The 24884-nt window shown below is 70.2% G+C and carries 28 protein-coding genes and 1 pseudogene; 13 read left to right on the forward strand and 16 right to left on the reverse strand.

Annotation, left to right across the window (positions count from 1 at the left end; translation table 11 throughout):
• Window positions 1-768 (forward strand): annotated as a pseudogene (locus OC490_RS00960) (DEAD/DEAH box helicase); the annotation flags it as partial.
• 155 nt (window positions 769-923) lie between these two features.
• On the forward strand, window positions 924-1802 hold the full coding sequence (locus OC490_RS00965; RefSeq protein WP_262055810.1) for an alpha/beta fold hydrolase: 879 nt from the start codon (window positions 924-926) through the stop codon (window positions 1800-1802).
• Window positions 1803-1805: 3 nt separating this feature from the next.
• Here OC490_RS00965 and OC490_RS00970 read toward each other — a convergent pair whose 3' ends face one another.
• On the reverse strand, window positions 1806-2699 hold the full coding sequence (locus OC490_RS00970) for an NYN domain-containing protein (RefSeq protein ID WP_262055811.1): 894 nt from the start codon (window positions 2697-2699) through the stop codon (window positions 1806-1808).
• A 196-nt stretch (window positions 2700-2895) separates the two neighbouring features.
• Here OC490_RS00970 and OC490_RS00975 point away from each other — a divergent pair, with 196 nt between their 5' ends.
• Window positions 2896-3048 (forward strand): hypothetical protein, encoded by a 153-nt coding sequence (locus OC490_RS00975; RefSeq protein WP_019058373.1) that lies wholly within the window; start codon window positions 2896-2898, stop codon window positions 3046-3048.
• Between the two features lie 129 nt (window positions 3049-3177).
• On the opposite strand, the gene OC490_RS00980 is transcribed toward OC490_RS00975, so the two are convergent.
• From OC490_RS00980 to OC490_RS00990, 3 genes are all read right to left on the reverse strand, one after another.
• The gene (locus OC490_RS00980; RefSeq protein WP_262055812.1) at window positions 3178-3783 is read right to left on the reverse strand and encodes a MarC family protein; all 606 of its coding nucleotides are present in this window, start codon (window positions 3781-3783) and stop codon (window positions 3178-3180) included.
• 70 nt (window positions 3784-3853) lie between these two features.
• The gene (locus tag OC490_RS00985; RefSeq protein ID WP_262055813.1) at window positions 3854-4711 is read right to left on the reverse strand and encodes a PHP domain-containing protein; all 858 of its coding nucleotides are present in this window, start codon (window positions 4709-4711) and stop codon (window positions 3854-3856) included.
• A gap of 199 nt (window positions 4712-4910) precedes the next feature.
• Window positions 4911-5552 (reverse strand): DUF6758 family protein, encoded by a 642-nt coding sequence (locus OC490_RS00990; RefSeq protein WP_262055814.1) that lies wholly within the window; start codon window positions 5550-5552, stop codon window positions 4911-4913.
• Between the two features lie 148 nt (window positions 5553-5700).
• Between OC490_RS00990 and OC490_RS00995 the strand changes: the two genes are divergently transcribed.
• Window positions 5701-6942 carry an MFS transporter gene (locus tag OC490_RS00995; RefSeq protein ID WP_262055815.1) on the forward strand — a complete coding sequence of 414 codons (1242 nt, stop codon included), beginning with the start codon at window positions 5701-5703 and terminating at the stop codon, window positions 6940-6942.
• A 42-nt stretch (window positions 6943-6984) separates the two neighbouring features.
• On the opposite strand, the gene OC490_RS01000 is transcribed toward OC490_RS00995, so the two are convergent.
• Window positions 6985-7581, reverse strand: coding sequence for a suppressor of fused domain protein (locus OC490_RS01000; RefSeq protein ID WP_262055816.1), 597 nt, complete (start codon window positions 7579-7581; stop codon window positions 6985-6987).
• Window positions 7582-8104: 523 nt separating this feature from the next.
• Here OC490_RS01000 and OC490_RS01005 point away from each other — a divergent pair.
• Window positions 8105-9223, forward strand: a complete 1119-nt coding sequence (locus OC490_RS01005) for a magnesium and cobalt transport protein CorA (RefSeq protein WP_262055817.1) — start codon at window positions 8105-8107, stop codon at window positions 9221-9223.
• 23 nt (window positions 9224-9246) lie between these two features.
• A complete protein-coding gene (locus OC490_RS01010; protein WP_200714432.1) occupies window positions 9247-9762 on the forward strand; it encodes a hypothetical protein in 516 nt (171 codons plus the stop codon).
• A 16-nt stretch (window positions 9763-9778) separates the two neighbouring features.
• On the opposite strand, the gene OC490_RS01015 is transcribed toward OC490_RS01010, so the two are convergent.
• Window positions 9779-10495: a hypothetical protein gene (locus OC490_RS01015; RefSeq protein ID WP_262055818.1), complete on the reverse strand. Its 717-nt coding sequence runs from the start codon at window positions 10493-10495 to the stop codon at window positions 9779-9781.
• A 191-nt stretch (window positions 10496-10686) separates the two neighbouring features.
• On the opposite strand from OC490_RS01015, the gene OC490_RS01020 reads away from it, so the two are divergent.
• Genes OC490_RS01020 through OC490_RS01030 form a run of 3 tightly spaced genes read left to right on the forward strand, consistent with a single transcriptional unit; the run spans window position 10687 to window position 13742 of the window.
• Window positions 10687-11991 (forward strand): magnesium transporter MgtE N-terminal domain-containing protein, encoded by a 1305-nt coding sequence (locus OC490_RS01020; protein WP_262055819.1) that lies wholly within the window; start codon window positions 10687-10689, stop codon window positions 11989-11991.
• The gene (locus OC490_RS01025; RefSeq protein WP_262055820.1) at window positions 11981-12565 is read left to right on the forward strand and encodes a DUF1003 domain-containing protein; all 585 of its coding nucleotides are present in this window, start codon (window positions 11981-11983) and stop codon (window positions 12563-12565) included. Before OC490_RS01020 ends, OC490_RS01025 begins: the two co-directional genes overlap by 11 nt.
• 43 nt (window positions 12566-12608) lie before the next feature.
• The gene (locus OC490_RS01030) at window positions 12609-13742 is read left to right on the forward strand and encodes an Mrp/NBP35 family ATP-binding protein (RefSeq protein ID WP_262055821.1); all 1134 of its coding nucleotides are present in this window, start codon (window positions 12609-12611) and stop codon (window positions 13740-13742) included.
• Window positions 13743-13803: 61 nt separating this feature from the next.
• Here OC490_RS01030 and OC490_RS01035 read toward each other — a convergent pair whose 3' ends face one another.
• The 5 genes from OC490_RS01035 to sigE form a co-directional block, all read right to left on the reverse strand.
• A complete protein-coding gene (locus tag OC490_RS01035; protein WP_262055822.1) occupies window positions 13804-14463 on the reverse strand; it encodes a hypothetical protein in 660 nt (219 codons plus the stop codon).
• 222 nt (window positions 14464-14685) lie between these two features.
• Window positions 14686-15114: a sec-independent translocase gene (locus tag OC490_RS01040; RefSeq protein WP_262055823.1), complete on the reverse strand. Its 429-nt coding sequence runs from the start codon at window positions 15112-15114 to the stop codon at window positions 14686-14688.
• Between the two features lie 199 nt (window positions 15115-15313).
• Window positions 15314-16762 (reverse strand): S1C family serine protease, encoded by a 1449-nt coding sequence (locus tag OC490_RS01045; protein ID WP_262056282.1) that lies wholly within the window; start codon window positions 16760-16762, stop codon window positions 15314-15316.
• Window positions 16763-16797: 35 nt separating this feature from the next.
• Window positions 16798-17772: a zf-HC2 domain-containing protein gene (locus tag OC490_RS01050; RefSeq protein WP_262055824.1), complete on the reverse strand. Its 975-nt coding sequence runs from the start codon at window positions 17770-17772 to the stop codon at window positions 16798-16800.
• Entirely contained in the window at window positions 17769-18542 is a 774-nt protein-coding gene (gene sigE, locus OC490_RS01055; RefSeq protein ID WP_235029434.1) for an RNA polymerase sigma factor SigE, read from the reverse strand. Before sigE ends, OC490_RS01050 begins: the two co-directional genes overlap by 4 nt.
• A gap of 51 nt (window positions 18543-18593) precedes the next feature.
• Between sigE and OC490_RS01060 the strand changes: the two genes are divergently transcribed.
• Entirely contained in the window at window positions 18594-18728 is a 135-nt protein-coding gene (locus OC490_RS01060; RefSeq protein ID WP_262055825.1) for a hypothetical protein, read from the forward strand.
• Between the two features lie 12 nt (window positions 18729-18740).
• A complete protein-coding gene (locus tag OC490_RS01065) occupies window positions 18741-19439 on the forward strand; it encodes an O-methyltransferase (RefSeq protein WP_315986651.1) in 699 nt (232 codons plus the stop codon).
• Window positions 19440-19526: 87 nt separating this feature from the next.
• Here OC490_RS01065 and OC490_RS01070 read toward each other — a convergent pair whose 3' ends face one another.
• The gene (locus tag OC490_RS01070) at window positions 19527-19694 is read right to left on the reverse strand and encodes a DUF3117 domain-containing protein (protein WP_003966491.1); all 168 of its coding nucleotides are present in this window, start codon (window positions 19692-19694) and stop codon (window positions 19527-19529) included.
• A gap of 375 nt (window positions 19695-20069) precedes the next feature.
• Between OC490_RS01070 and OC490_RS01075 the strand changes: the two genes are divergently transcribed.
• Window positions 20070-20873: an enoyl-CoA hydratase/isomerase family protein gene (locus tag OC490_RS01075; RefSeq protein ID WP_262055826.1), complete on the forward strand. Its 804-nt coding sequence runs from the start codon at window positions 20070-20072 to the stop codon at window positions 20871-20873.
• 2 nt (window positions 20874-20875) lie between these two features.
• On the opposite strand, the gene OC490_RS01080 is transcribed toward OC490_RS01075, so the two are convergent.
• Together OC490_RS01080 and OC490_RS01085 are read right to left on the reverse strand one after the other, a co-directional pair.
• Complete coding sequence (locus tag OC490_RS01080) at window positions 20876-21448, reverse strand: DNA-3-methyladenine glycosylase I (protein WP_315986647.1); 573 nt, start codon at window positions 21446-21448, stop codon at window positions 20876-20878.
• On the reverse strand, window positions 21445-21792 hold the full coding sequence (locus OC490_RS01085) for a DivIVA domain-containing protein (RefSeq protein WP_262056285.1): 348 nt from the start codon (window positions 21790-21792) through the stop codon (window positions 21445-21447). Before OC490_RS01085 ends, OC490_RS01080 begins: the two co-directional genes overlap by 4 nt.
• A gap of 135 nt (window positions 21793-21927) precedes the next feature.
• Between OC490_RS01085 and folP the strand changes: the two genes are divergently transcribed.
• Window positions 21928-22788 (forward strand): dihydropteroate synthase, encoded by an 861-nt coding sequence (folP, locus tag OC490_RS01090; RefSeq protein ID WP_262055827.1) that lies wholly within the window; start codon window positions 21928-21930, stop codon window positions 22786-22788.
• Window positions 22789-22899: 111 nt separating this feature from the next.
• Here the strand turns inward: folP and OC490_RS01095 are convergent, their stop codons facing one another.
• Window positions 22900-23658 (reverse strand): TIGR00730 family Rossman fold protein, encoded by a 759-nt coding sequence (locus tag OC490_RS01095; protein ID WP_262055828.1) that lies wholly within the window; start codon window positions 23656-23658, stop codon window positions 22900-22902.
• Between the two features lie 77 nt (window positions 23659-23735).
• Window positions 23736-24815, reverse strand: coding sequence for a succinyl-diaminopimelate desuccinylase (dapE, locus tag OC490_RS01100; protein ID WP_262055829.1), 1080 nt, complete (start codon window positions 24813-24815; stop codon window positions 23736-23738).
• Window positions 24816-24884: the final 69 nt, after the last annotated feature.

Consider the following 24884-nt stretch of genomic DNA (forward strand, 5'->3'; position numbering starts at 1 on the left):
CGCCGCGCCACGACCCGCAAGGCCGTCGCCGACATCCCGGCCCAGGCGGCCGAGGAGCAGGGCAGCGCCGTCGAGGCGTCGCTCGACTCCGCCGAGGGCACGGAGCCGAAGCCCCGTCGCCGTACGACGCGCAAGGCCGCCGAGGCCCCGGTCGCGGCGGAGGAGACGGTCGCTGCGGAGGCCAAGCCTCGCCGGACCCGGAAGGCCGCGGTCGCCGCCGAAGCCGTCCTGGACACGGTCGAGGCCGTCGAGACCAAGCCGCGCCGGACTCGCAAGGCCGCCGCCGCTCCGGTGGCCACCCTGGCGCCGGAGACGGTCGCGACCAAGCCGCGCACGACCCGGACCCGGAAGGCCGCGGTTGCCGCCGAAGCCGGCCTGGACACGGTCGAGGCCGTCGAGGCGAAGCCCCGTCGGACTCGCAAGGCCGCCGCCGCTCCGGTAGCCGTCGAGGTACCGGAGGCCGCCGAGGTCAAGCCTCGCCGTACGCGCAAGACGGCTGCCGCCGCGGTCGCCACCGAGGCGCCGGAAGCCGTCGAGGCCAAGCCGCGCACGGCCCGGGCCCGGAAGACCGCGGCTCCGGCCGAGGTCACCGCCGTCGACACAGCCGAGGGCACGGAAGCCAAGCCGCGTCGCCGCGCCACGACCCGCAAGGCCGTCGCCGACATCCCGGCCCAGGCGGCCGAGGAGTTGGAGGCCAAGCCGAAGGTGCGCCGTCCCCGCAAGACCGCGGCGCCAGCGACAACGGCGGCGGAGACCGGCGAGAGCTGATCGCCCCGAAGAGCATGACACCGAACGGCCCGGCCCACTCCACGTGAGCCGGGCCGTCGGCGTTCCCCCGCCGCTCACCGCTCCCGCTCCCCCGTTAACCCCGGTTACACCCTCCCGTTCCCACCTCGCTCGGGATCGCCGGATAACCTCAGGCCATGAGTAGGCCCCCCTCCTTCGTCCCGCCCCCCGGCGCTCGCGCGTACCCGCTGCGGACCGGTCGCGGTGAGTTCGCCGTCGTGGACGCGCCCGTGGCCGACGGTGTCGAGCCGAGGGGGGTCGCCCTGCTGCTGCCGGGATTCACCGGGAGCAAGGAGGACTTCAACCCCTTGCATGTGCCGCTCGGCGCGCGCGGGTATCGGACGGTCGCCGTGGACGGGCGCGGGCAGTACGAGACGGACGGGCCCGAGAACGACGAATCCGCCTACGCCCAGGACGAGTTGGCGCGGGACGTGCTCGCGCTGGTCGAGGCCGTCGGCGCGCCGGTGCAGCTGCTCGGGCACTCCCTCGGCGGACAGATCGCGCGTGCCGCCGTACTCCTGGACCACGCGCCGTTCGTGTCGCTGACGCTCATGGCGTCGGGTCCGGCGCAGATCTCCGCGTCCCAGCAGGAGCGGGTGAAGCTGTTGCGGGACGCGCTCGCCGTGATGTCGATGGCCGAGGTGTGGGAGGCGGTCCAGGCGATGGAGACGCCCGAGGAGACCGAGACCGGCGGTGCGCTGGACGAGGGGCTCGACGACCGGGACGATCTGCGGCGCCGTTGGATGGGTACGAAGCCTGCCCAACTCATCGCCACGGGACGCCAGTTGTGCGTCGAGCCGGACCGGGTCGCCGAACTGGCCGCCCTCCCGCTCCCGTTCCACGTCCTGTCGGGTTCACGCGACGACACCTGGCCGGTGCCGCTCCTCGACGACATGGCCGTACGGCTGAAGGCGCGGCGGACGGTTGTCGCGCGGGCCGAGCACTCACCGAACACCGACCAGCCGGCCGCGACGGCCCGGGCCATCGCCGACTTCTGGGACAGCACCGCGCCCTGAGTATCAGTACTGCGTCTGCAGGTGTTCCCAGAACCCGTCCCGCAGCGCCCGCCGCAGATCGGACTGCCCGCGCAGGGAGTACTGCAGCAGTCCCTCCGCCTCCACCAGCAGATCCTGGTCGACCGACCCGGGCAGATACGGATGCCCGGGCAGCAGCTCCACCAGCGCCTCCCGCCCCCGCGCGGCGAGCCACTTCGCGGCGATCTGCGCGCCGACGAAGCGGACGTCGTCGCGGGTGGGCCGGGTGGCGGCGGCCTCGTAGACGGCGGCCGTGCGCCGGGAGACGTACGGCTTGAAGAAGTCGAGGTCGAAGGTGCGCTGGCTGTCGACCTCCCAGAGGAGCGGCTCGGCCTGGTTGCGGCCCTCGGGGGCCTCGATGCCCCACAAGTGGACGCGGGCGCCGTACCCTTGGGCCGCCTCGACCGCCGAGACCAGGTCCTCGTCGCCGCCGATGAGGGCCGCGTCACTGATGGCGCGGTGCCGGGCGAGGGACTCCAGGTCGGAGCGGATGAGTGAATCGACGCCCTTCTGCTGGTTGTTGGCGTTGAGATTGCCCAACCGCACCTTCACGTCGGGGAGTTCGGCGATGGCCTGCTGCTCGGCGGTGTGGATGCGGCGCCGGGCGCCGTCGTACCAGTAGACGCGCAGCAGCCGGCTGTCCGCGAAGATCGTGCGGGCCTTGTCGATGAGCGCCTCGATGAGGCCCTCGGTGTCGAGGTCGAAGGTGCGCCGGTCCTCGGTCCCGGAGACCAGCCGGCCCGCGGCTGCATACAAATACCCGGCGTCGACGAAGATCGCATGCGTCGAGGGCGTCTTCGCCACTTCGGCGAGCATGCGCTGCAGCAGCTCGTTCGTGCGGTCGATGCGGGCGCTGAGGGCCGCGAGGTCGTCGTTCATCGCCTCCATTGTCCCGGCGGTCACGCTGCGAACACAACCGGTCCCGGTCAGTCTCGTGCCGATCTCTTACCGGTCAGTAATTAGGCGTTCGAAAAATTTCCTTAGCGTAGGGAATGTTTGTAACACGCATCCCGTTGACTACGTCAGTAACCAAGTAGTTCTCCTCAGGAGGATGACCAGACGAAGGGAGAAGCCAATGCGCTTCGAAATCATGCGTCTTGACGAGGTCGACGGCACCACCGTGGACAGCACCGTCGTGGACGCCGCCTCCGTCAACCGGATCGTGCAACAGGCCGCCGCCATAGGACAGCGACTGTGGATCCGCCCCGCCGAGACCAAAGCCTCGTAACACCTACGACATTCGCCCGCGCACCGAAGACGGATCGCGACCACACTTCAGAGCCCCGCACGGCACCGACGCCGTGCGGGGTTTTGCGTGTCCGGTGTTTCGTGTCCGGTGTTTCGTGTCCGGCGCCGCTCAGCTCGCCCGGATCACCTGGGTGACCCCGTTGATGATCTGCTGCACGGCGATGGCCGACAGCATCATCCCCGCGAGCCGCGTGACGAGGACGACCCCGCCGTCCTTGATGACCCGGATGATCAGCAGCGAGTACCGCATCACCACCCACAGCACGGCATGGATGGCGAGGATCGCCGCCCACACCGACACCTGCGTGGCCACACTGTCGGCCTTCTGCACGGCGAGGATGACGGACACGATCGCACCGGGCCCGGCGAGCAGCGGCATGCCCAGCGGCACGAGGGCGACGTTGACGTCCTTGGTCTGCTTCGGCTCGTCGGTCTTGCCGGTGAGCAGGTCGAGCGCGATCAGCAGGAGCAGCAGCCCGCCCGCGATCATCAGCGCGGGCACGGAGACATGCAGATAGTCGAGGATCTGGTGCCCGAGCAGTCCGAAGACGGTGATGACCCCGCCCGCGACACACACAGCCTGGAAGGCCATCCGCTTCTGCACCTTGGCCGGTCGTCCGGCGGTCAGCGCGAGAAAGATCGGGGTGATTCCGGGGGGATCCATGATGACAAAAAGGGTCAGGAAGAGAGAGCCGAAGACGGCGACGTCGAACATGGGTGAGCCACAAGCCTTGCAGAGGAGAGGTGAGGTGAGGTGAGCGGGGACGAACGGTCGGAGGCGGAGTTCAGACTCCGCCGGCCCCCGGCACCGGGAACGCCCCGGTCGCGCGCCGCGTGATCTCGCCGTAGATCTCGGGATCGGTCGTGTACTCACCGAGCTGCACGCTCTTGCGGCTCCCGTGATAGTCACTGGACCCGGTGACGAGCAGCCCGACTTCCTTCGCGAGCCCCCGCAACCGCACCCGCGTCTCGGCGTCGTGGTCCATGTGGTCGACCTCGATACCGTCGAGCCCGGCCGCGGCCATCTCGGCGATGGCGGACTCGGGCACGGTACGCCCTCGCTTGCTGGCGCCCGGATGCGCGAAGACGGTGACCCCGCCCGCGGCCTTGACCAGCCGGATCGCCTCGAACGGATCGGTCTCGTGCTTCGCCACATGGGCCCGGCCGCCGTCGCCCAGCCAGTCCACGGTGAAGGCGTCGTTCACGGTCGGTACGACACCCAGCTCGACCAGCGCGGTGGCGACATGCGGCCGTCCGACCGACCCCTCACCGGCGATCCGCGCGACCTGCTCCCAGGTCACCGGCACACCCAGCTCCTGCAACCGCTCCACCATGGCCCGAGCCCGAGGCACCCGGTCGTCCCGCACCAGTTCCCGCTCGGCGAGCAGAGCAGGCTCCTCGGGATCGAAGAGATAGGCCAGCATGTGCATCGAGATCCCGTCGATCCGACAGGACATCTCGGCCCCGGTGACCAACGTGAGCCCGGCGGGCAGAGCGTCGATCGCCTCGCCGTACCCACGGCTGGTGTCATGATCGGTCAGCCCGACGACGTCCAGCCCGGCAGCGGCGGCATTCCGCACCAGCTCAGCGGGCGAGTCCGTACCGTCGGAGGCCGTGGAGTGGGTGTGCAGATCGATACGCACGCGCAGACTCCAGACGGTGACAGTACAAAAAGGGACCACCCAAGGGTAACGGCAACCCCGGAGGCCTCATGAACACCGTGCAGGGCAGCTGACCCAGGGGCGCGGGGCTGTATCGATATGCGGCTCCGCCGCGTGGGCGCGACAAGCCCCCACGCACCCGCACCCGCCCCACAACCGACCGAGGCACCCCCTTGGGGCACTACGGCTCAAGCAACCGCGGCGACAGCGCCCCACAGGGCACAAGGTCGACCTCGGCTCCCGCATCCCGCAAATCCGTGAGCACCAGCTCGTCGTACATCAACAACCCCGACTGCTCGGGCCAGACAACCGCCCACAGCCACAGCCCCAACGCCTCACCGGCAAAGACGGCCCGATCATCCGGCGCCGAAGCCACATGCCACAACGGCGTGGGCCGCCCGGCCGCAAGCAGCTTCGCCTGCGGCGGCTTCTCGACACTCATGTACGGCCCGGGATCCGGCCCGTCGATCCCCGCATACCGCGCACCGAGCCCGACCCCGAGCTCCTCCGCGACGAGAATCAGCTCGCCCATCCCACCGAGCGGCCCGGGCCCGGAACACGCCACAGCCGTCGCACGACCCCCGCTCCGGTCGTCCCCCGCGCACGCCACGCCCGTGAACAGCCAGCCGACCGGCAGGGGCCACGGCATCCACACGGGTACCTGCGTGCGATGCACGACGACGCTGAGGGCCTCGACGCTGGGCGGGATCACGGGCTGCACCGGATGCACCGTGCCATGGACATCGCACTGCCAGGAATCGGCGAAGAGTCCGGGAGCCCTGACCCGGCCACCACACTTCGGGCAACTGGGTTCGCCCCTCATAGGGCCCCACGGTCCTACCCTCGCACCCCCACGTCAAGGACGATCACCCGTCCGGCCCGGACCACTCACCGAACAAAACTAGATGCAGCTTGCATTTATTACCTTGTCTAACTTACTATGTGCATACACCAACTACTTGGGAGGAAGCATGGACGGGACGGACGACCCCTTCGACACGGGAGCCGGCGCCGGCAGCCTTCTACGGCAGCCGAAGGCCGTTTGGGCCACCGCCGGCGCCTCGGTCGTCGCCTTCATGGGCATCGGGCTCGTCGACCCGATCCTGCCGTCGATCGCCAAAGGCCTGGACGCCACCGCCGGCCAGGTCTCCCTGCTCTTCACCTCGTACTTCCTGATCACCGCCATCGCGATGCTGGTGACCGGCTTCGTCTCCAGCCGTATCGGCGGCAAGAAGACCCTGCTGCTCGGCCTCGCCCTCGTCGTGGTCTTCGCCGGCCTCGCCGGCACCTCCGGCTCGGTCGGCGAACTCGTCGGATTCCGGGCCGGCTGGGGCCTCGGCAACGCGCTCTTCGTCTCGACGGCCCTCGCGGTCATCGTCGGCGCGGCAGCAGGGGGCAGCGCCGCCGCGATCCTGCTCTACGAGTCCGCACTCGGCCTCGGCATGGCCTGCGGCCCGCTGGTCGGCGCCCTGCTGGGCAACCAGAGCTGGCGCTACCCCTTCTTCGGCACCGCGTTCCTGATGGCGATCGGCTTCCTGTGCATCACGGTGTTCCTGAAGGAACAGCCGAAGCCGGCCCGGAAGACCTCACTCCTGGACCCGCTCAAGGCGCTCGGCCACGGGGGACTCGCCTCCGCCGCGATCTCGTCCTTCTTCTACAACTACACGTTCTTCACCGTGCTGGCCTTCACCCCGTTCGTGCTGAACATGACCCCCTACAAGTCGGGTGCCGTGTTCTTCGCCTGGGGTGTGCTGCTCGCCGTCTTCTCGGTGTTCGTCGCCCCGCGCCTGCAGTCCCGGTTCGGCTCCCTGAAGGTGCTCGGCGGTTCCCTGGTGCTGCTCGCCGTCGACGTGCTCGTCCTCGGCTACGGCAGCCACACCACCGCCGTCGTCTGCACGATCCTGTCCGGTGCCTTCATCGGCGTGAACAACACCGTCTACACCGAGCTGGCCCTGGGCGTCTCGGACGCGCCGCGCCCGGTGGCGAGCGCGGGCTACAACTTCGTCCGCTGGTTCGCCGCAGCCGCCGCGCCGTTTTTCGCGCCGAAGATCGAGGGCTGGAGCAACATCCACATCCCGTTCGTGGTCGCGGCCGTCACGGCGGCGCTGGGCGCGCTGGTGGTGGTCGTACGACGGAACGCACTCACGCACGACGCCGAGGTGCTGGAGCCGAGGCACGCGACCGAGGACGGTGTCGCGGTGTTCGCCAACTAGCCGATTCCGGCCGGGGCTTGGTGAGATCGGTCACTCGGCCGGTCACTCCAGCGGGACGGACCTGCGGGACGGATCCCGCAGGTCCGTCCCGTTCGTCAGCCAGCGCTCCTGGAGGGCCTGGGCGCCGTGGACGCGTTTCCAGGCGGCCTCGTTCGGGGTCATGGGGAGCAGGGGGAGGAAGCGGACCGGGTCGAGGGGCGCGTCGAGGTCCAGGTCCTCGACCAGGCCGCCCGGTTCGGCGACCAGTACCGAGGTGAAGGGGGCGCCGGGCCACAGCGGCCCGCCCACGTCGAGGGAGGCGCCCGGAGCCACGACCACGCCCTCGACCTGCGGGGACGCGGCGAGTACGGCGAGCGGGCGGAGCACCTTGTCGGTGTCGGCGAGGCCGCCGCGCACGGAGAGGACCAGCTCGGCGCGCGGGCCCGAGACCGGGTCGGCGAGCATCGCGGTGGGATCGCTCATGGGCTGTGCGGACATGCCGAGCGTGGCGTAGCGGACGATGCCGCCCTCCTGGCCGGTGTCCTGGAAACGCAGTACCTCGACGCGGTCCGTGCCCAGGAAGGTGACCGCCGCGCGCGCGTCCGGTTCGCCCAGCGCGGTGCGCAACCGTGCCTCGACCAGAGCAAGAACATCAACCATGCGGGGAGCATAGAACTCGTCAGTACCGGGCAAAGCAGCGCCTTGACACTTCGGCCTGCTGATAGTCTGGGCCGGTCGTTCGGGCAGCACGCAGAAGCGTCGCGTTCAAGTCCGACGCCGTTGAGACTCCCCTACGGGGGACCGGCCGGAGGAGGTGGGGCTGCAATGGACCGAAGTCGACCTGGCAGTACCACCCGCTCTTCCGGCCGCTGATGTCGTAGCTCTGGTTCTGGCCTCCAGCCGGCTGTCGCCGCTCGCACTTCTTCACCGTCGCGGAAGAGCACTTCGTTTCTTCACCTGATCCGTCCGGCCTTCTCTGTGGTCTGTCTGTTTCCGAAGTCAGCTCTCAGTCGGTCGGTGCCTGTAAGCCAGTGCCTTGTATCAGTAGCGAAACTCGCCACCGCGACGGTGCGGTGCTCCCCGCTTTGTGGACGTGCCAAACATCCGCACACAGGACGTCCCCATTCCGGGCAGTTCCAACCGTCGTTGGCGCCTTTCGTTGCTCGTCGCGAAGGAGCCCGCCATGTCGATGATCCGCGACCTGCGTGCCGTGGTCCGTCCGTCCCGCCCTTCCCTGCGCAAGGACGGCGGCGCGTACGACACCACCCGCGACCCCGGCACCCCGTCGGCCGTCGTCGACTGCGCCGTCTACCGCGACGGTGCCCGCGTCGACACCGGCAAGTCGCTGACCCCGCACGAGGCGATGCGCCAGGTGCGGCGCGACGGCGGCTTCGTGTGGATCGGGCTGCACGAGCCGACCGAGGCCGAATTCGCGGGTATCGCCCGGGAGTTCGGACTCCACCCGCTCGCCGTCGAGGACGCCGTACAGGCCCACCAGCGGCCCAAGCTGGAGCGCTACGACGACTCGCTGTTCACCGTGTTCAAGACCATCCACTACGTCGAGCACGACCAACTCACCGCCAACAGCGAGGTCGTCGAGACCGGCGAGGTCATGTGCTTCACCGGGCGGGACTTCTTCATCACCGTCCGGCACGGCGGCCAGGGCTCGCTGCGGGCGCTGCGCCACCGCCTCCAGGACGACCCCGAGCTGCTCGCGCGCGGTCCCTCGGCGGTGCTGCACGCGATCGCCGACCATGTCGTGGACGGCTATGTCGCGGTCGCGGACGCGGTGCAGGACGACATCGACGAGGTCGAGACCGAGGTGTTCACGCCGGGCCGCAAGGGCGGGGTCTCGCGTGGTGTCGACTCGGCTCGGATCTACCAACTCAAGCGCGAGGTACTGGAGTTCAAGCGTGCGGTGTCGCCGCTGCTGCGTCCCATGCAGCTGCTGAGCGAGCGGCCGATGCGGCTGATCGACCCCGACATCCAGAAGTACTTCCGGGACGTCGCCGACCACCTCGCCCGGGTCCACGAGCAGGTCATCGGCTTCGACGAGCTGCTGAACTCGATCCTCCAGGCCAACCTCGCGCAGGCGTCCGTCGCGCAGAACGAGGACATGCGGAAGATCACCGCGTGGGCCGCGATCATCGCCGTACCGACGATGGTGACGGGCGTGTACGGCATGAACTTCGAGTACATCCCCGAGCTGCACGCGAAGTACGGGTATCCGACGGTGCTCGCCCTCACGGTGACGGTCTGTCTGGCGATCCACCGCACGCTGAAGCGCAACGGCTGGCTGTGAGCGGCCTGGATAGGCTGAGCGCCATGACTAGCAGCGAGCTGCTCGACCAGGCCCTCGTCGAGGAGGCCACGAAGAAGTCCGGCCTCGTCTGGGTCAACGGCCCGGGCGTCCCGGCCCGCGCCCTGTGGCACGTCTGGCACGAGGGCGCGGCCTGTCTGATCGGCGACGGTCCGGGCGAGCAGCCGTTGCCGGGGCTGGTCGACGGCGGCGCCGCCGAGGTCACGGTCCGCAGCAAGGACAAGGGCGGCCGACTGGTCGTATGGACGGCGAAGGTCGTGGAACTGGCGCCGGGCTCCGAGGCCTGGACCGCGGCCGTCGGCGAGCTGAAGGGCAAGCGGCTCAACGCGCCCGACGGCGAGGCGATGACGGAGCGCTGGGCGCGCGAGTGCCGGGTGCTGCGGCTCGAACCGACGGGCGCGACAGCCGAGTTGACGGAGGATTCGTTGGCGCGGCCTCCGCTGCCGTCGCCCGCGACGACCCGTCAGCCGGCCCCGGCCGCGCTGCCGCGCCTGCTCCTGAAGAAACGCAAACGCCGGTAACTGCCACTGAATGCCGTCAGGAAGACGGCAGTTGCTTGCCGTAGTCGACAGTGTCGTCGTCCGCCGGCTGCGTCACGGCGAAGCTCTTGCCCCAGTCCGAGAAGGTCAGGGTGCCCGCGCCCCCCGCACGGACCAGCCGGAGCGGATACGGCTTGCCCTCAAGGGAGACATCGAGGGTGCCGCCGGAGCCGTCGTCGCCGGTGATGCGGATCGTGCGGACGCCGTTCTGGTCGTGGTGCCCGTCCGTCGCGAGCGATCCGTGCAGGGTCAGCAGACTGGAGAGGAGGACGTCCTTGTCCGTGAAGCCATTGAACTTCTTGTACGAGGGGTCGCCCTGCGGCACCTTCACGTACTTGCCGTGGAGCGCGCCGCCGGCGCCCGTGTCCCCGTTGCTGTTCCAGAAGTCGGCGTCGGCCTTCAGATACAGCTGCTCGCCGACCCGCAGCAGCCCGAACGTCGACCCCTGGGAGGTGACCGAGCCGCTGCCGCCGTCGGACTTCAGCCGCATGTCGAGCTTGTACGTCCGCCCGCTGGTGACGACGGTCCCGGACAGCCGTACCGCTTCGGCGGCGCCCGCGGCCGTCACCGACTTCGACTGGATCTTGTCGGCGGCCAGCTTGCCGACCCCGTTGGTCCCCGCGTCCGGATCCTCGCTGCAGCCCGTCAGGGCCAGGACGCAGACCGCGCCGAGAAGCGCCGCACGACGGTTTCGGACCAGGGGAATCGCAGTCACAGGTGGGGGGCCTTTCGTGCGGAGGGCGGCGATGGCGTACGGCAGCGTACCGGGGTCCCCGGAGCACGGCGGAGCCAGTCCGTCCGGACCGCCCACCTGCGCGGATCGCATACGGACGGGCTAGCCTGAAGCCCGCCCGAGCGGGCAAATCGGAACATCCGGAAACCAGGAAAAGAAAGGGAGGTGCGGCCATGGCAGGAGGCGCCCCCAGGGTCTTTGTCTCGCACCTCTCCGGTGTCGCCGTCTTCGATCCCAACGGCGACCAGGTGGGCCGCGTCCGCGATCTCGTCGCCATGCTGCGCGTCGGTCAGCGGCCCCCGCGCCTGCTCGGCCTGGTCGTCGAACTGTCCACCCGGCGCCGCATCTTCCTCCCCATGACCCGGGTCACCGGCATCGAGTCCGGCCAGGTCATCACCACCGGCGTGCTCAACGTCCGCCGCTTCGAGCAACGGCCCACCGAGCGGCTGGTGTTCGGCGAACTCCTCGACCGGCGCGTCACCCTCGTGGAGACCGACGAGGAGGTCACCGTCCTCGACCTGTCGGTGCAGCAGCTGCCCGCCCGCCGCGACTGGGAGATCGACCGCATCTTCGTCCGCAAGGGCAGGACCGGCGGAGCCTTCAGAAGGGCCAAGGGCGAGACGCTGACCGTGGAGTGGTCCGCCGTCACCGGTTTCTCCCTGGAGGAGCAGGGACAGGGCGCTGAGAGCCTCCTGGCCACCTTCGAGCAGCTGCGCCCGGCCGACCTCGCCAACGTCCTGCACCATCTCTCCCCCAAGCGGCGGGCCGAGGTCGCCGCCGCCCTCGACGACGACCGCCTCGCCGACGTCCTCGAAGAGCTCCCGGAGGACGACCAGATCGAGATCCTCGGCAAGCTGAAGGAGGAGCGCGCGGCGGACGTCCTGGAGGCGATGGACCCGGACGACGCGGCCGACCTGCTGGGCGAACTGCCGGAGGAGGACCAGGAGCGGCTGCTGAGCCTGATGGAGCCCTCCGAAGCGGCCGACGTACGCCGCCTGATGTCCTACGAGGAACACACGGCCGGCGGCCTGATGACGACCGAACCGATCGTCCTACGGCCGGACGCGACCGTCGCCGACGCGCTCGCCCGGGTCCGCAACGCCGACCTCTCCCCCGCCCTCGCCGCCCAGGTCTACGTGTGCCGCCCGCCCGACGACACCCCGACCGGCAAGTACCTCGGCACGGTCCACTTCCAGCGGCTGCTGCGCGACCCGCCGTACACCCTGGTCAGCGCGATCATCGACGGCGACCTGCAACCCCTGGACCCGAACGCCTCGTTGCAGCTCATCGCCGGGTTCTTCGCGACGTACGACATGGTCGCGGCGCCCGTGGTCGACGAGACCGGGTCGCTGCTCGGCGCGGTGACCGTGGACGACGTACTGGACCACATGCTGCCGGAGGACTGGCGGGAGACCGAGTTCCATCTCGACGAGGACGACGAAGCAGAAGCAGAGGAGGTGGCGGCTCATGACTCCTGAGCGCGAGACCACGCGTGAGCGGACACCGGCGGGCGCGACCGCCACCACCCGGTCGCGGACCCGGCTCGACCAGCCGCGCCCGCCCCGGCGCCGGCTGCTGCCCGAGTACGACCCGGAGGCCTTCGGACGGCTGTCGGAACGGATCGCGCGCTTCCTGGGCACCGGGCGGTTCATCGTCTGGATGACGATCGTCATCATCGCGTGGGTGCTGTGGAACATCTTCGCCCCGCGCGATGTCCGCTTCGACAACTACCCGTTCATCTTCCTCACCCTGATGCTGTCGCTCCAGGCCTCCTACGCCGCCCCGCTGATCCTCCTCGCGCAGAACCGGCAGGACGACCGCGACAAGGTCAACCTCGAACAGGACCGCAAGCAGAACGAGCGGTCGATCGCCGACACCGAGTACCTCACCCGCGAGATCGCCGCCCTGCGCATCGGTCTCGGCGAGGTGGCGACCCGGGACTGGATCCGCTCCGAGCTGCAGGACCTGGTCAAGGAACTGGACGTGCGGCACGACGGGCACGTCGTATTCCCGGCAGAACGGTCTGCCGTGCGTGACGCAGACGACCGCTGAGGGGCTGGCCGAAGGGACCGGTCGGCGCCGTACCATCGACCCTATGGCTACGGAAGACGCGGTGCGTGAAGCGCTGTCGACGGTGAACGACCCCGAGATCCACCGACCCATCACCGAACTGGGGATGGTCAAGTCGGTGGAGATCGGTGCGGACGGAGCGGTCGCGGTCACCGTGTACCTGACGGTCTCCGGCTGCCCCATGCGCGAGACGATCACGCAGCGCGTGACGGAGGCGGTCCTGGGTGTCGAGGGCGTCACCGGTGTGGACGTGACCCTCGACGTGATGAGCGACGAACAGCGCAAGGAACTCGCGACCGCCCTGCGCGGTGGCAAGGCCGAGCGCGAGGTCCCCTTCGCGCAGCCCGGCTCCCTCACCCGCGTGTACGCGGTCGCCTCCGGCAAGGGCGGCGTCGGCAAGTCCTCGGTGACGGTGAACCTCGCGGCGGCGATGGCGGCCGACGGCCTGAAGGTCGGGGTCGTCGACGCCGACATCTACGGCCACAGCGTGCCGCGCATGCTGGGCGCCGACGGCACCCCCACCCAGGTCGAGAACATGATCATGCCGCCGTCGGCACACGGCGTGAAGGTCATCTCCATCGGCATGTTCACGCCGGGCAACGCCCCGGTCGTGTGGCGCGGCCCGATGCTCCACCGCGCGCTCCAGCAGTTCCTGGCGGACGTGTACTGGGGCGACCTGGACGTACTTCTCCTCGACCTCCCGCCGGGGACGGGCGACATCGCGATCTCGGTCGCCCAGCTCGTCCCGAACGCCGAGATCCTCGTCGTGACGACCCCTCAGCAGGCAGCCGCCGAAGTCGCCGAGCGGGCGGGCTCCATCGCCGTACAGACCCACCAGAAGATCGTCGGCGTGGTCGAGAACATGGCGGGCCTGCCGTGCCCGCACTGCGGCGAGATGGTCGACGTCTTCGGCACGGGCGGCGGCCAGTCGGTCGCCGACGGCCTGACCCGCACGACGGGCGCCTCGGTCCCCGTCCTCGGCTCCATCCCGATCGACGTCCGCCTCCGCGAGGGCGGCGACGAGGGCAAACCGGTCGTCCTGACCGACCCGGACTCCCCGGCGGGCGCAGCGCTGCGGTCGATCGCGGGGAAGCTGGGGGGACGCCAGCGGGGCCTTTCGGGACTGTCACTCGGGATCACTCCCAAGAACAAGTTCTAGAGCTCTTCCTACGACGATGGGGGCGCCGTCCGACGAGACGGCGCCCCCATCGTCGTAGGACCTACTGGGCGTAGGCTGCGATGTCCTTGATCGCGGCGAAGCCGAGCCCGTACGCGCTCATGCCCCTGCCGTAGGCCCCCACGTGGACCCCCGCCTGAGTAGACCCGGCGAGCACCCAGCCGAACTCCGACTCGCGGTAGTGGAAGGGCGTCGGAACACCGTCCACCGGCAGGGACAGGGTCGACCAGTCGTCGCCGACGAGGTCGTCGGCCAGCACCCACGCCGTCTCCGTCTGCTGCTCGAGCCAGTCGTCGCGCAGGGTGTGGTCCATCTGCCCGGGCCAGGTGAAGGACAGCAGTCCGACCCCGGCGAGCCAGGCCGCCGAGGACACCGAGGTGGCCTCCAGAAGACCCGTGCCGTCCGCGGTGCGCCGCGCGGGGTTGCCCGCGACGGTGACGACCACCGCGAACTTCTCCTTGTCCTCCGTGCCTTCGTTGCGTACGGAGGGCTCGTCGCCGTGCCCGATCGAACCGTGCTCGACGGCACCGTCCGCCGCCATGCCCACCTGCATCAGCCAGCGCGGCCCCGTGAAGGCCTCGTCGAGGCCGTACCACGGGAAGGGCGCCAGCAGGTAGCCGTCGACCGTGCGCCGGGCGGAGGGGACCTGTTGTCCACCCTCCGCGGCCGGCGCCTGCGCGCCTACCCGACTCGTCGTCTCCATGCCGGACGCCTCCTCGCTCTCGTCGGACCGGGGCGGCCCGCCCCCCTTCGGGCGACTCGCCCGGTCCGCACAACAACTCGGCAGCATAGCCACCTCGTGGGAGGCAGCCCGGAAAGCGCCCGGCGCGTGAGGCGTGCGGAGGCCGTGTTCAGGCCGTACGAGGGCGTGGCGGAGGTATGAAACGCGTCACGTGGGAAGCGCTTCGGGAGCCGCGCGGGAGGGTCAGGTGGCGTCCGCGTCGAAGGGCGGACGCTCGTCCTTCTCGGGGTCCTCGGGCTTCTTGGTCATGTCGAGACGACCACCGGAGGAGGGCGGGGAACTCGGGGTGTCGGCGCTCTGCACCGCCTCCGTGACCTCGGCCATCTCCTTCTTCAGGTCGAAGCCGTTGCGGATCTCCTTGAGCCCCAGCTCGTCGTTGTCCAGCTGCTTGCGCAGGAACGTCTTGGGGTTCAGGTCCTCGAAGTCGAAGTCCTTGAAGTCCGGGCCCAGTTCCTCCCGGATGTCCGCCTTGGCGCTCTCCGAGAACTCGCGGATCTTCCTGATCGTCCGCATCACGTCCTGGATGACCTTCGGGAGCTTGTCCGGACCGAAGACGAGCACGGCGAGGACAATGATCGTCACCAGCTCTAGCGGTCCTATGTCATTGAACACCTGAAGCTCCTTGCGATCCTCGGTCCTCGGCCCTCGGTGGTCAGTGCGCGTCTTCCGTGGTCCGGGCCGGGTCCACGGTACCCGGCGATCCCACCCGACCGGTACTGTCCCGTGGGCTACGAGTGGGTGTACGGGACCGGTTTTCCGGGTTGTTTGCCTAGTGGGACGGTCTGCGGGGCTCTCACCTGTGACGTTTCTGTCAATCGCGGGTCGAGGAGCCCAGAACGAGCGACACGGTCATGTCCCTGCCGTCCCGCCGGAGAGTCAGGCGCAGACGGTCGCCGGGACGGTGGGCGCGGGTCCTGACGATGAGTTCGTCGCCGGAGTGGACACGTTCGCCGTCGACCTCGGTGATGACGTCGCCCGCCTTGAGGCCGGCCTGGGCACCGGGGCCGCCCGCGGTGACGGCGGGGTCGCCGTCGCTGCCCTTGGTCGCGATGCGGGCGCCGTCTCCGGTGTAGTCCATGTCGAGGGTGACGCCGATGACCGGGTGGGTGGCCTTCCCGGTGTTGATCAGTTCCTCGGCGACCCGCTTGGCCTGGTTGACGGGGATGGCGAAGCCGAGCCCGATGGAACCGGCCTGACCGTCACCCGTGACCGTCCCGTCGTCGGCGGACCGGATGGCCGAGTTGATCCCCACGACCCGCCCCTGGGCGTCGAGCAGCGGTCCGCCGGAGTTGCCCGGGTTGATGGGCGCGTCGGTCTGCAGGGCGTCGACGTACGAGACGTCGCTCCCGTCCGCCGCGTCGCCGCCGGCCGTGATGGGCCGGTCCTTGGCGCTGATGATCCCGGCGGTCACGGTGTTGTCGAGGCCGAAGGGCGCGCCGATCGCCACGACGGGGTCACCGACCCGCACATTGTCGGAGTTGCCCAGGGGCATCGGCCTGAGGCCGCGCACACCGCTCACCTGCACTACGGCGAGGTCGTACCCGGTGTCGTGTCCGACGACCTTCGCCTTGGCGGTCTGTCCCCCGCTGAAGCTCACGGATATCTCGCCGCCACTGCCGGCGGGCTGCACGACATGGTTGTTGGTGAGGATGTGGCCCCGCGTGTCCAACACGATCCCGGTACCGGTCCCCGACTCCTCGTCGCCGGTCACATGCAGGGTCACGACACTGGGCAGCGCCCGAGCGGCGATCCCGGCCACACCCTCGACGGCCCGCCCACCACCCTCCACACCGGCCTGCGGCAACACGACGTCCCCACCGACACCGTCCCGCTCCAGATACGCCCCTACGACACCGCCGACGCCCCCGGAGACCAGCGCGAGCACGAGCCCGGAGACGACGAGGAGTCTCCGGGTGCGGTTGCGGCGCTGCTGGTGGGTGGGGGTTGCGGCGCCGGTGTGTTGGAGGGGTGCGGGGGGTGGGGGTGCCCAGGGGTCGTAGCGGTGCCAGGGGTCGAGAACGGGGGTGGGGGTGGGATCGGGTGGGGCAGGAGCGCCGGAGGCCGTCGTGGGGGCCTGTGGGGCGGCGCCGGGCGCCTCCGCGGGACGCCCCGGCTCGAAGCCGGCGTCAGCGGAAGCGACTTCACCGCTCACAGCCGCACCAGGCGTCACCGCCCGCCCTCGACCCCACCACTTCGGTTTCGGTGTCCCCTCGTTCATGTGCTCCCCACCGCCCGCCGTGCCACCCCGTACTCCCCGGATTCAACCAGGTCGGCGGGGTGTGGCGCAGGGGCCGGTCAGCGCAGGGGGCGGGAGGAGGCAGAGGGGGCCGGAGTGGGGGAAGACGTGGCGTCGGGTGCCCACAGCAGGCCGGGGGCCATGACATCGGGGGCCGTGGACCACGAGGTGAGGGCGACCGGCGGGTTCGTGCTGAGCGGGCGTATCAGCGGGGACATGACCGCCGCACCGGCCACCACGGGCGCCGTCAGGGTGTGCATGACCTCGTCGTCGCCCCGGACAGCAGCAGGGGACGGCACCCCGGGCAGCAGCGGCGCGGAGACGGAGGTCGGGACCACCGGGGTGTCGCCGAGCATCGAGCGCTGGCTCGCGCCCTGGGCGATCAGGGGCCCGACGCCACGGCGGCGCCCGGAGTCGGCGGTCGCGGCACCCGTGCCCTGGGTGCGCGCCGGAGTCACGCCCGCGCCGCCCCTTGCTTCGGCCGCGGTGTCGCCCGGCGTGACCGTGGCCACCCCGCCCAGCGCGATCGCGGCCAGCGACACCGCGCCGGCGGCGACGAACGCGAACCGCATGCCGCGCGAGGCGGAGCGGTCGGTGTCGTGCCGGCTGACGTCATGGATGCGGAAGCCCTCGCGGGCCGGTGCGGACGAAGGGGTCAGGGCTGTCGCGGCGTGCGGGCCCGCGGGGACGTAGCCGAACTCGAACGCGTCGAGCGGGCCGTCTCTTTTCACGCCGAAGAAGCCGGCTCCGGCGAAGAGCCCCCCGCCGGGTGGTTCCTCGCCGTCCGTGTCACCGTCTCCCCCGGGAAGTCCCTGGAGGCGGGCCAGGAAGCTTTCGGAAGGGGGCGGTGGGGCCATTTCCGCGAATACGTTCTTCAGTCGGCGCTGCGCGTCGGCCTCGGCCTTGCACTTCGTACAGGTGGCCAGGTGCGCCAGTACGCGATCGCGCGACTCATGACCGAGCTCCCCGTCCACCAGGGCGGAAAGTCGGTCTCCCAGATGCTGCTCCGCAGGCGTAGGACGTGATCCACTCACGCGGACGCGCCCCCTCCCCCCAGCGCGGGCACACGCGCCACGAAGGAGCGGCGCTCGGCCCGTGCTTCCGGCGAGCGGTGTGCGAGGGCCTTGCGCAGCTGGGAGCGGCCACGGTGGATCCGGGACCGGACCGTGCCGAGCTTGACGCCCAGGGTCGCGGCGATCTCCTCGTAGGAGAGGCCCTCGATGTCGCACAGGACGACCGCCGCCCGGAACTCCGGGGCGAGGGTGTCCAGGGCCTGCTGGACGTCCGCGTCGAAGTGCGCGTCGTTGAAGACCTGCTGGGGGGACGGCTCGCGGCTGGGCAGGCGCTCGGCCGCGTCCTCCCCCAGCGCGTCGAAACGGATGCGCTGCTTGCGGCGGACCATGTCCAGGAAGAGGTTGGTGGTGATGCGGTGCAGCCAGCCCTCGAAGGTGCCGGGCGTGTAGGTCGACAGGGAACGGAAGACCCGGACGAAGACCTCCTGTGTGAGGTCCTCGGCGTCGTGCTGGTTCCCCGTCAGGCGGTACGCGAGCCGGTACACACGGCCGCTGTGGGTGCTGACGATCTCCTCCCAGGTGGGCGGAGTCCACGCCTGCCCGTCCGCGTCGGTGGAGAAGGTCGCGGTCTGGGCATGGTCAGCGGCGTGGCTGTGGTCAGCAGCGGTGTCGTTCACGGATTTCGGCCTGCCCGCCGATCCGAGAAAGCGCCGAAGCACTCCTCCCCGATCCACAGGTACAGCCGCACCTCCCCTGTCGGCTCTGGTGGTGTCCAGTGGAGTCCCTACCATAGCCACCTCGCCCGTTAGCTCCGGATAAGGGGTTTTACGAGAATTTGATACATGCTCATACCGACCTTCCGGCGGTACGAGCCGATGCTCGGGCCCCTGCTCTCGCCGCTGCTCGACGTCCTGATCCATCCTCATCCCCCGCTCTCCCCTCCGGCCGCGTCCCCCAGTGCATTCCTCCCCCTCTAAACGCCCGGTCCCATCAGCAGGTTCCCGGCACCAACGGATACAGTCACGCCCAGGCAACCACGGGGACAGGAGAGGGTCATTACCGGCAACCGGCAGACGAGCTGGGCGTTCGCCGACGCCTATGTCGCCGAGGACGAAGCACTGCGCTGGGCCCGGGACCGGGCCCGCGAGGCAGGGCTGCGCTCGGTGTCGCCCGGCACGGGCGCCGCGCTGCGGATGCTGGCCGCCACCGTGGACGCGAAGGCGGTGGCGGAGATCGGTACCGGGACCGGCGTGTCCGGGATGCATCTTCTCCACGGCATGCGGCCGGACGGGGTACTGACCACCGTCGACCAGGAGCCGGACCACCAGCAGTTCGCCCGCCAGGCCTTCCGCGCCTGCGGCTTCGCCAGCAACCGGGCCCGCTTCATCCCGGGCCGCGCCCTGGACGTGCTGCCCCGGCTCGCGGACGCCGGCTACGACCTCGTGTTCTGCGACGGCGACCGGCAGGAGTTCCTGGACTATCTCGCTGAATCGTTGCGCCTGCTGCGTCCGGGTGGCCTGGTGGTCTTCGAGGGCGTTTTCGCCAACGGCCGGACCGTGGATTCGGGCCCCCAGCCCACCGAGGTGCTGCGGCTGCGCGAGCTGCTGCGGGCGGTGCGCGAGATCCCGGAGCTGGTGCCCTCACTGCTCCCGGTGGGCGACGGACTGCTGTGCGCGGTCAAGCGCTAGGACACCGTGGGAACGCGGGAAAACAGCTGCCCCGGCACCATCTCGGGTGCCGGGGCAGCTGAAGGGGTATGGTCGCGTTCCGCCGCGTCAGCCGACGACCTTCTTGAGGGCGTCGCCCAGCGCGTCGGCCTCGTCAGGGGTCAGCTCGACGACGAGCCGACCGCCGCCTTCGAGCGGAACGCGCATGACGATGCCCCGCCCCTCCTTGGTCACCTCGAGCGGGCCATCGCCCGTCCGCGGCTTCATGGCCGCCATGCTCGTTCCCCTTCCTGAAACCAGCTCATCGTCGCCGACGGCCCCATGGAGGGCACGCGCGGCCCCTAATGAGACACGCGTCACCGGCATCGAACACATTGCTTCCAAGCCATTATCCCGCATCTCAGGACCCGATGACCAACATCAGTCGGCATCGCTTGAGCAACGCGCGCGAGCAAAACCACCCAATTCGCCGATGTGACTGCGATACTTCGCCGCCGCGCGGACCCCAGCCGACGGAATCCGGACCGGAATTCTTTGACGCAGGTCACACGTCCGGTCCGGTGCGTGGACGGCGATCTCCGCCATGCTTGCCTACAGACCTAGGACGTACCGACGGGTACGCCGGAGCCGCCACACCGGAGGGGACACACCATGGCCGACACCGTGCTCTACGAGGTGAGCGACGGACTCGCGACGATCACGCTGAACCGCCCGGAGGCGATGAACGCGCTGAACATCGCGACCAAGGTCGCCCTCCGGGAGGCGGTACAGGCCGCGGCGGGCGACGACGCCGTACGGGCGGTGCTGCTGACCGCGGCCGGGGACCGGGCGTTCTGCGTGGGCCAGGACCTCAAGGAGCACATCACGCTGCTGGCCTCCGACCGCGAGGCCGGGACCGGGGCCACCATGACCACGGTCAAGGAGCACTACAACCCCATCGTGCGGGCGCTGGCCGGGATGGCGAAGCCCGTGGTGGCCGGGGTGAACGGGGTCGCGGCCGGGGCCGGCTTCGGGCTCGCGCTGGCCGCGGACTACCGCGTGGTGGCGGACACCGCAGGCTTCAACACGTCCTTCGCGGGCGTGGCGCTGACCGCGGACTCCGGCATCTCCTGGACGCTGCCCAGGGTCGTCGGTCCCGGGCGCGCCTCCGACCTGCTGCTGTTCCCGCGCACGATCACGGCGCAGGACGCGTACGACCTGGGGATCGCCAACCGTCTCGTGCCCGCGGGCGAGCTGCACGCCGAGGCCGAGAAGGTGGCGCGGGCCCTGGCCGACGGGCCGACGGTGGCGTACGCGGCGCTCAAGGAGGCGGTGGCCTACGGCTTCTCGCACACCCTGGAGGAGACGCTGGAGAAGGAGGACGAACTCCAGTCCCGCGCGGGCGCGTCGGAGGACCACGCGATCGCTGTGCAGGCGTTCGTCAACAAGGAGAAGCCGAAGTATCTGGGACGCTGAGTTCAGGGGCGGCGGGCCACACAGTCCACCAGGTGGTCGTCCACCAGCCCGCACGCCTGCATCAGGGCGTACGCCGTCGTCGGCCCGACGAATTTCAGGCCCCGCTTCTTCAGGGCCTTCGACAGGGCCGTCGACTCGTCCGTGACCGCCGGGACGTCCCCGAGTCTCTTCGGGGCCGGGCCCGGGGTCGGGGCGTGGGACCAGATGAACTCGTCCAGCTCGCCCGGCGCCCAGTCGGCCAGCACGCGCGCGTTGGCGATCGTCGCGTCGACCTTGGCGCGGTTGCGGATGATGCCGGCGTCGGCGAGGAGGCGTTCGCGGTCGGCGTCCGTGAAGGTGGCCACCTCCGCGATCCTGAAGCCCGCGAATGCGGCCCGGAAGCCCTCGCGGCGGCGCAGGATCGTGATCCAGGAGAGGCCCGACTGGAAGGCCTCCAGGGAGAGCCGTTCGTAGAGGGCGTCGTCGCCGTGGACCGGGCGGCCCCACTCCTCGTCGTGGTAGGTGACGTAGTCCTCGGTGGACAGCGCCCAGGGGCAGCGCAGGGCACCGTCGGCACCGGCCACGGCGTCGCTCACTGGTGGTCGCCTTCCGCGGGCTTCTCGATCGAGACGCGGTGGTTCTGCGCGCCCGCCAACGCGGACTCCAGGTCGGCGATCCGGGCGTCCCGCTCGGCGAGTTCGGCGCCGATGCGGCTCAGCGCGTCGTCCACCTCGGCCATGCGGTAGCCCCGCGCGGCGAGCGGGAAGCGAATGCTCTCCACGTCGGCCTGGTCGACCGGCCGGTCCAGGGGCAGCGCGTCGTCGAGGCGCTCGGGCGCGACGTCGGGCAGCGGGGCGTTCTCGCCGCCGCCGATCACCGAGAGGGTCACGGCGCCGACCACGACGGCGAGCCCGACGACCAGGAACAGGAACATGAACATCTCTGAGGTCTCCACGGGCGTCGATGTCGGACGTGCCGAAGCCGAATGTGTCAGGGTCCGATCGTGCCATGCGACGCTGACAGTTAGGGTCACAGGCGGCTGAAGACCGGTAGGTACTAGGAGAGGTCACAGGGGATGCTCAGGCTGGGCAGGCGTGAATTCGACGCGCACGAGCCGGTGATCATGGCGATCGTGAACCGGACCCCGGACTCCTTCTACGACCAGGGGGCGACGTTCCGCGACGAGCCCGCCCTCGCGCGCGTGGAGCAGGCGGTGGCGGAGGGCGCCGCCATCATCGACATCGGCGGGGTCAAGGCCGGCCCCGGCGAGGACGTCACCGCCGAGGAGGAGGCGCGGCGCACGGTCGGTTTCGTGGCCGAGGTGCGGCGGCGCTTCCCGGACGTGATCATCAGCGTCGACACCTGGCGGCACGAGGTCGGCGAGGCCGTCTGCGAGGTCGGCGCGGATCTCCTGAACGACGCGTGGGGCGGCGTCGACCCCCGGCTCGCGGAGGTCGCCGCGCGGTACGGGGTGGGCCTGGTGTGCACGCACGCGGGCGGCGCCGAGCCGCGGACACGTCCGCACCGGGTGACGTACGACGACGTCATGGCCGACATCCTGCGCGTGACCCTGGGGCTGGCCGAGCGGGCTGTGTCACTGGGGGTGCCCAGGGAGTCGGTGCTGATCGATCCCGGGCACGACTTCGGGAAGAGCACGCGGCACAGTCTGGAGGCGACGCGGCGGCTCGGGGAGATGGTCGACACGGGGTGGCCGGTGCTGGTGTCGCTGTCCAACAAGGACTTCGTGGGCGAGACGCTCGACAAGCCGGTCAAGGAGCGGGTTGTCGGGACGCTCGCGACCACTGCCGTGTCGGCGTGGCTGGGGGCGCAGGTGTATCGGGTGCACGAGGTTGCGGAGACGCGGCAGGTGCTGGACATGGTGGCGTCCATTGCCGGGCATCGGCCGCCGGCTGTGGCGCGGCGGGGGCTGGCCTGATTTTTTTCGCCCCCGCCGCCCCTGCCCGTCCCGTCCCTGGAGGCTGCCGCCCCCAGACCCCCGCTTCGGCCCCGAAAGGGCCTCGTCCTCAAACGCCGGACGGGCTGTTTCCTACCTGCCGGCTTCCTTCGAAACGAGGGCGACCGCCTCGTCCACGTCGTCCGTCACGTGGAACAGCAGCAGGTCCTTCTCCGACGCCTTGCCCTGGGCGATCAGCGTGTTCTTCAGCCAGTCGACCAGGCCGCCCCAGTACTCGCTGCCGAACAGCACGATCGGGAAGCGGGTGACCTTCTGGGTCTGCACGAGGGTCAGGGCCTCGAAGAGTTCGTCGAGGGTGCCGAGGCCGCCGGGGAGGACCACGAAGCCCTGGGCGTACTTGACGAACATCATTTTGCGGACGAAGAAGTAACGGAAGTTCAGGCCGATGTCGACGTAGGCGTTGAGCCCCTGCTCGAAGGGCAGCTCGATGCCCAGGCCGACGGAGATGCCCTTGGCCTCCAGGGCGCCCTTGTTGGCCGCCTCCATGGCTCCGGGGCCGCCGCCGGTGATCACGGCCCACCCGGCGTCCACGAGGGCGTGTCCGAGCCGTACGCCCGCCTCGTACTCCGGTGAGTCCGGCTTGGTGCGGGCCGAGCCGAACACGCTGATCGCGGGCGGCAGTTCGGCCAGCGTGCCGAAGCCCTCGATGAACTCCGACTGGATGCGCAGAACGCGCCACGGGTCGGTGTGGACCCAGTCCGAGGGCCCGCCCGCGTCCAGGAGACGCTGGTCGGTCGTGCTCGCGGTCACCTGGCCGCGCCTCCGGAGGACCGGTCCCAGGCGCTGCTCCTCCGGTGGCTGCTGCTTGCCCTCGGGGTTGCCTGTAGCCATGTGCGCTCCCTCCACTTGCAGGTGTTTCGTACCTCAGCGTAGGTCTACGCGGGTTACGGAGGGGGGACATACGGATGTCAGGCGGTGAGCCAGTCCCGCAGTCGCCGCTCCGCCTCGGGGACGAGAGCCGCCTCGACCCTCTCGTCCACCTTGTGGGCGAGGAGTTGGGCACCGGGGCCGTAGTTCACCGCGGGCACTCCGAGGGCGCTGAAACGGGCCACGTCGGTCCAGCCGAACTTGGGGCGGGCCTCGCCGCCGACGGCCGCCATGAAGGCCGCGGCGGCCGGGTGGGTCAGGCCGGGGCGGGCCCCTCCGGTGTGGTCGTCGACGACGAACTCGTCGACCCCGCAGTCGGCGAAGTAGTCGCGCACGAAGGCCTCCGCCTCCGCCTCGCTGCGGTCGGGCGCGTAGCGGAAGTTGACGACCAGGGTGCACGCGTCGGGGATCACGTTGGTGGCCACGCCCCCTTCCACCCGCACCGCGTTGAGGCCCTCGTGGAACTGAAGACCGTCCACGACCGGTGTGCGGGCCTCGTAGGCGGCGAGTTTGGCCAGCGCCCTGGAGGCGGCGTGGATCGCGTTGGAGCCCATCCACGCGCGCGCGGAGTGCGCTCGTTCTCCCTTGAACTTCAGGAACATCCTCAGCGTGCCCTGGCAGCCGCCCTCGACCTGACCGTCCGTCGGCTCCAGGAGGACCGCGAAATCGCCCTCCAGCCACTCGGGATGGGCTTCGGAGACGTGCTTGAGGCCGTTGAGAGGAGCGGCGACCTCCTCGTTGTCGTAGAAGACGAACGTCAGGTCGCGGTTGGGGACCGGGACCGTGGCCGCGAGGCGGAGTTGGACCGCGACGCCGGACTTCATGTCGCAGGTGCCGCAGCCCCACAGGACGCCGTTCTCGTCGAGGCGCGAGGGGACGTTCCCGGCGATCGGGACCGTGTCGATGTGGCCGGCCAGAATGACGCGTTCCGTACGGCCCAGGTTCGTGCGCGCGACGATGTTGTTGCCGTACCGGTCGACCGTCAGGTGGGGCAGGGCACGCAGCGCGGTCTCGACGGCGTCCGCGAGGGGCTTCTCACTGCCGCTCTCCGAGGGGAGGTCGACGAGCTGCGCGGTGAGCCGTGCGGCGTCCAGCGTGAGGTCAAGTGGGGTATCGGCCATGCCGTCGACCCTAACGCGAAGGGCGTCTCCACCGTTTGTCCACACCCGGCTCAGCGGTAACAGGAGCCT

Origin of the sequence: Streptomyces sp. STR69 (assembly GCF_024519455.1) — a bacterium.
Taxonomy (GTDB): domain Bacteria; phylum Actinomycetota; class Actinomycetes; order Streptomycetales; family Streptomycetaceae; genus Streptomyces.

Coding starts and splice junctions, on each gene's coding strand:
- OC490_RS00965 (WP_262055810.1), top strand. CDS start 924: ATGAGTAGGCCCCCCTCCTTCGTCCCGCCCCCCGGCGCTCGCGCGTAC.
- OC490_RS00970 (WP_262055811.1), bottom strand. CDS start 2,699: ATGAACGACGACCTCGCGGCCCTCAGCGCCCGCATCGACCGCACGAAC.
- OC490_RS00975 (WP_019058373.1), top strand. CDS start 2,896: ATGCGCTTCGAAATCATGCGTCTTGACGAGGTCGACGGCACCACCGTG.
- OC490_RS00980 (WP_262055812.1), bottom strand. CDS start 3,783: ATGTTCGACGTCGCCGTCTTCGGCTCTCTCTTCCTGACCCTTTTTGTC.
- OC490_RS00990 (WP_262055814.1), bottom strand. CDS start 5,552: ATGAGGGGCGAACCCAGTTGCCCGAAGTGTGGTGGCCGGGTCAGGGCT.
- OC490_RS00995 (WP_262055815.1), top strand. CDS start 5,701: ATGGACGGGACGGACGACCCCTTCGACACGGGAGCCGGCGCCGGCAGC.
- OC490_RS01000 (WP_262055816.1), bottom strand. CDS start 7,581: ATGGTTGATGTTCTTGCTCTGGTCGAGGCACGGTTGCGCACCGCGCTG.
- OC490_RS01005 (WP_262055817.1), top strand. CDS start 8,105: ATGTCGATGATCCGCGACCTGCGTGCCGTGGTCCGTCCGTCCCGCCCT.
- OC490_RS01010 (WP_200714432.1), top strand. CDS start 9,247: ATGACTAGCAGCGAGCTGCTCGACCAGGCCCTCGTCGAGGAGGCCACG.
- OC490_RS01020 (WP_262055819.1), top strand. CDS start 10,687: ATGGCAGGAGGCGCCCCCAGGGTCTTTGTCTCGCACCTCTCCGGTGTC.
- OC490_RS01025 (WP_262055820.1), top strand. CDS start 11,981: ATGACTCCTGAGCGCGAGACCACGCGTGAGCGGACACCGGCGGGCGCG.
- OC490_RS01030 (WP_262055821.1), top strand. CDS start 12,609: ATGGCTACGGAAGACGCGGTGCGTGAAGCGCTGTCGACGGTGAACGAC.
- OC490_RS01035 (WP_262055822.1), bottom strand. CDS start 14,463: ATGGAGACGACGAGTCGGGTAGGCGCGCAGGCGCCGGCCGCGGAGGGT.
- sigE (WP_235029434.1), bottom strand. CDS start 18,542: ATGGTAGGGACTCCACTGGACACCACCAGAGCCGACAGGGGAGGTGCG.
- OC490_RS01060 (WP_262055825.1), top strand. CDS start 18,594: ATGCTCATACCGACCTTCCGGCGGTACGAGCCGATGCTCGGGCCCCTG.
- OC490_RS01070 (WP_003966491.1), bottom strand. CDS start 19,694: ATGGCGGCCATGAAGCCGCGGACGGGCGATGGCCCGCTCGAGGTGACC.
- OC490_RS01075 (WP_262055826.1), top strand. CDS start 20,070: ATGGCCGACACCGTGCTCTACGAGGTGAGCGACGGACTCGCGACGATC.
- OC490_RS01085 (WP_262056285.1), bottom strand. CDS start 21,792: ATGTTCATGTTCCTGTTCCTGGTCGTCGGGCTCGCCGTCGTGGTCGGC.
- folP (WP_262055827.1), top strand. CDS start 21,928: ATGCTCAGGCTGGGCAGGCGTGAATTCGACGCGCACGAGCCGGTGATC.
- OC490_RS01095 (WP_262055828.1), bottom strand. CDS start 23,658: ATGGCTACAGGCAACCCCGAGGGCAAGCAGCAGCCACCGGAGGAGCAG.
- dapE (WP_262055829.1), bottom strand. CDS start 24,815: ATGGCCGATACCCCACTTGACCTCACGCTGGACGCCGCACGGCTCACC.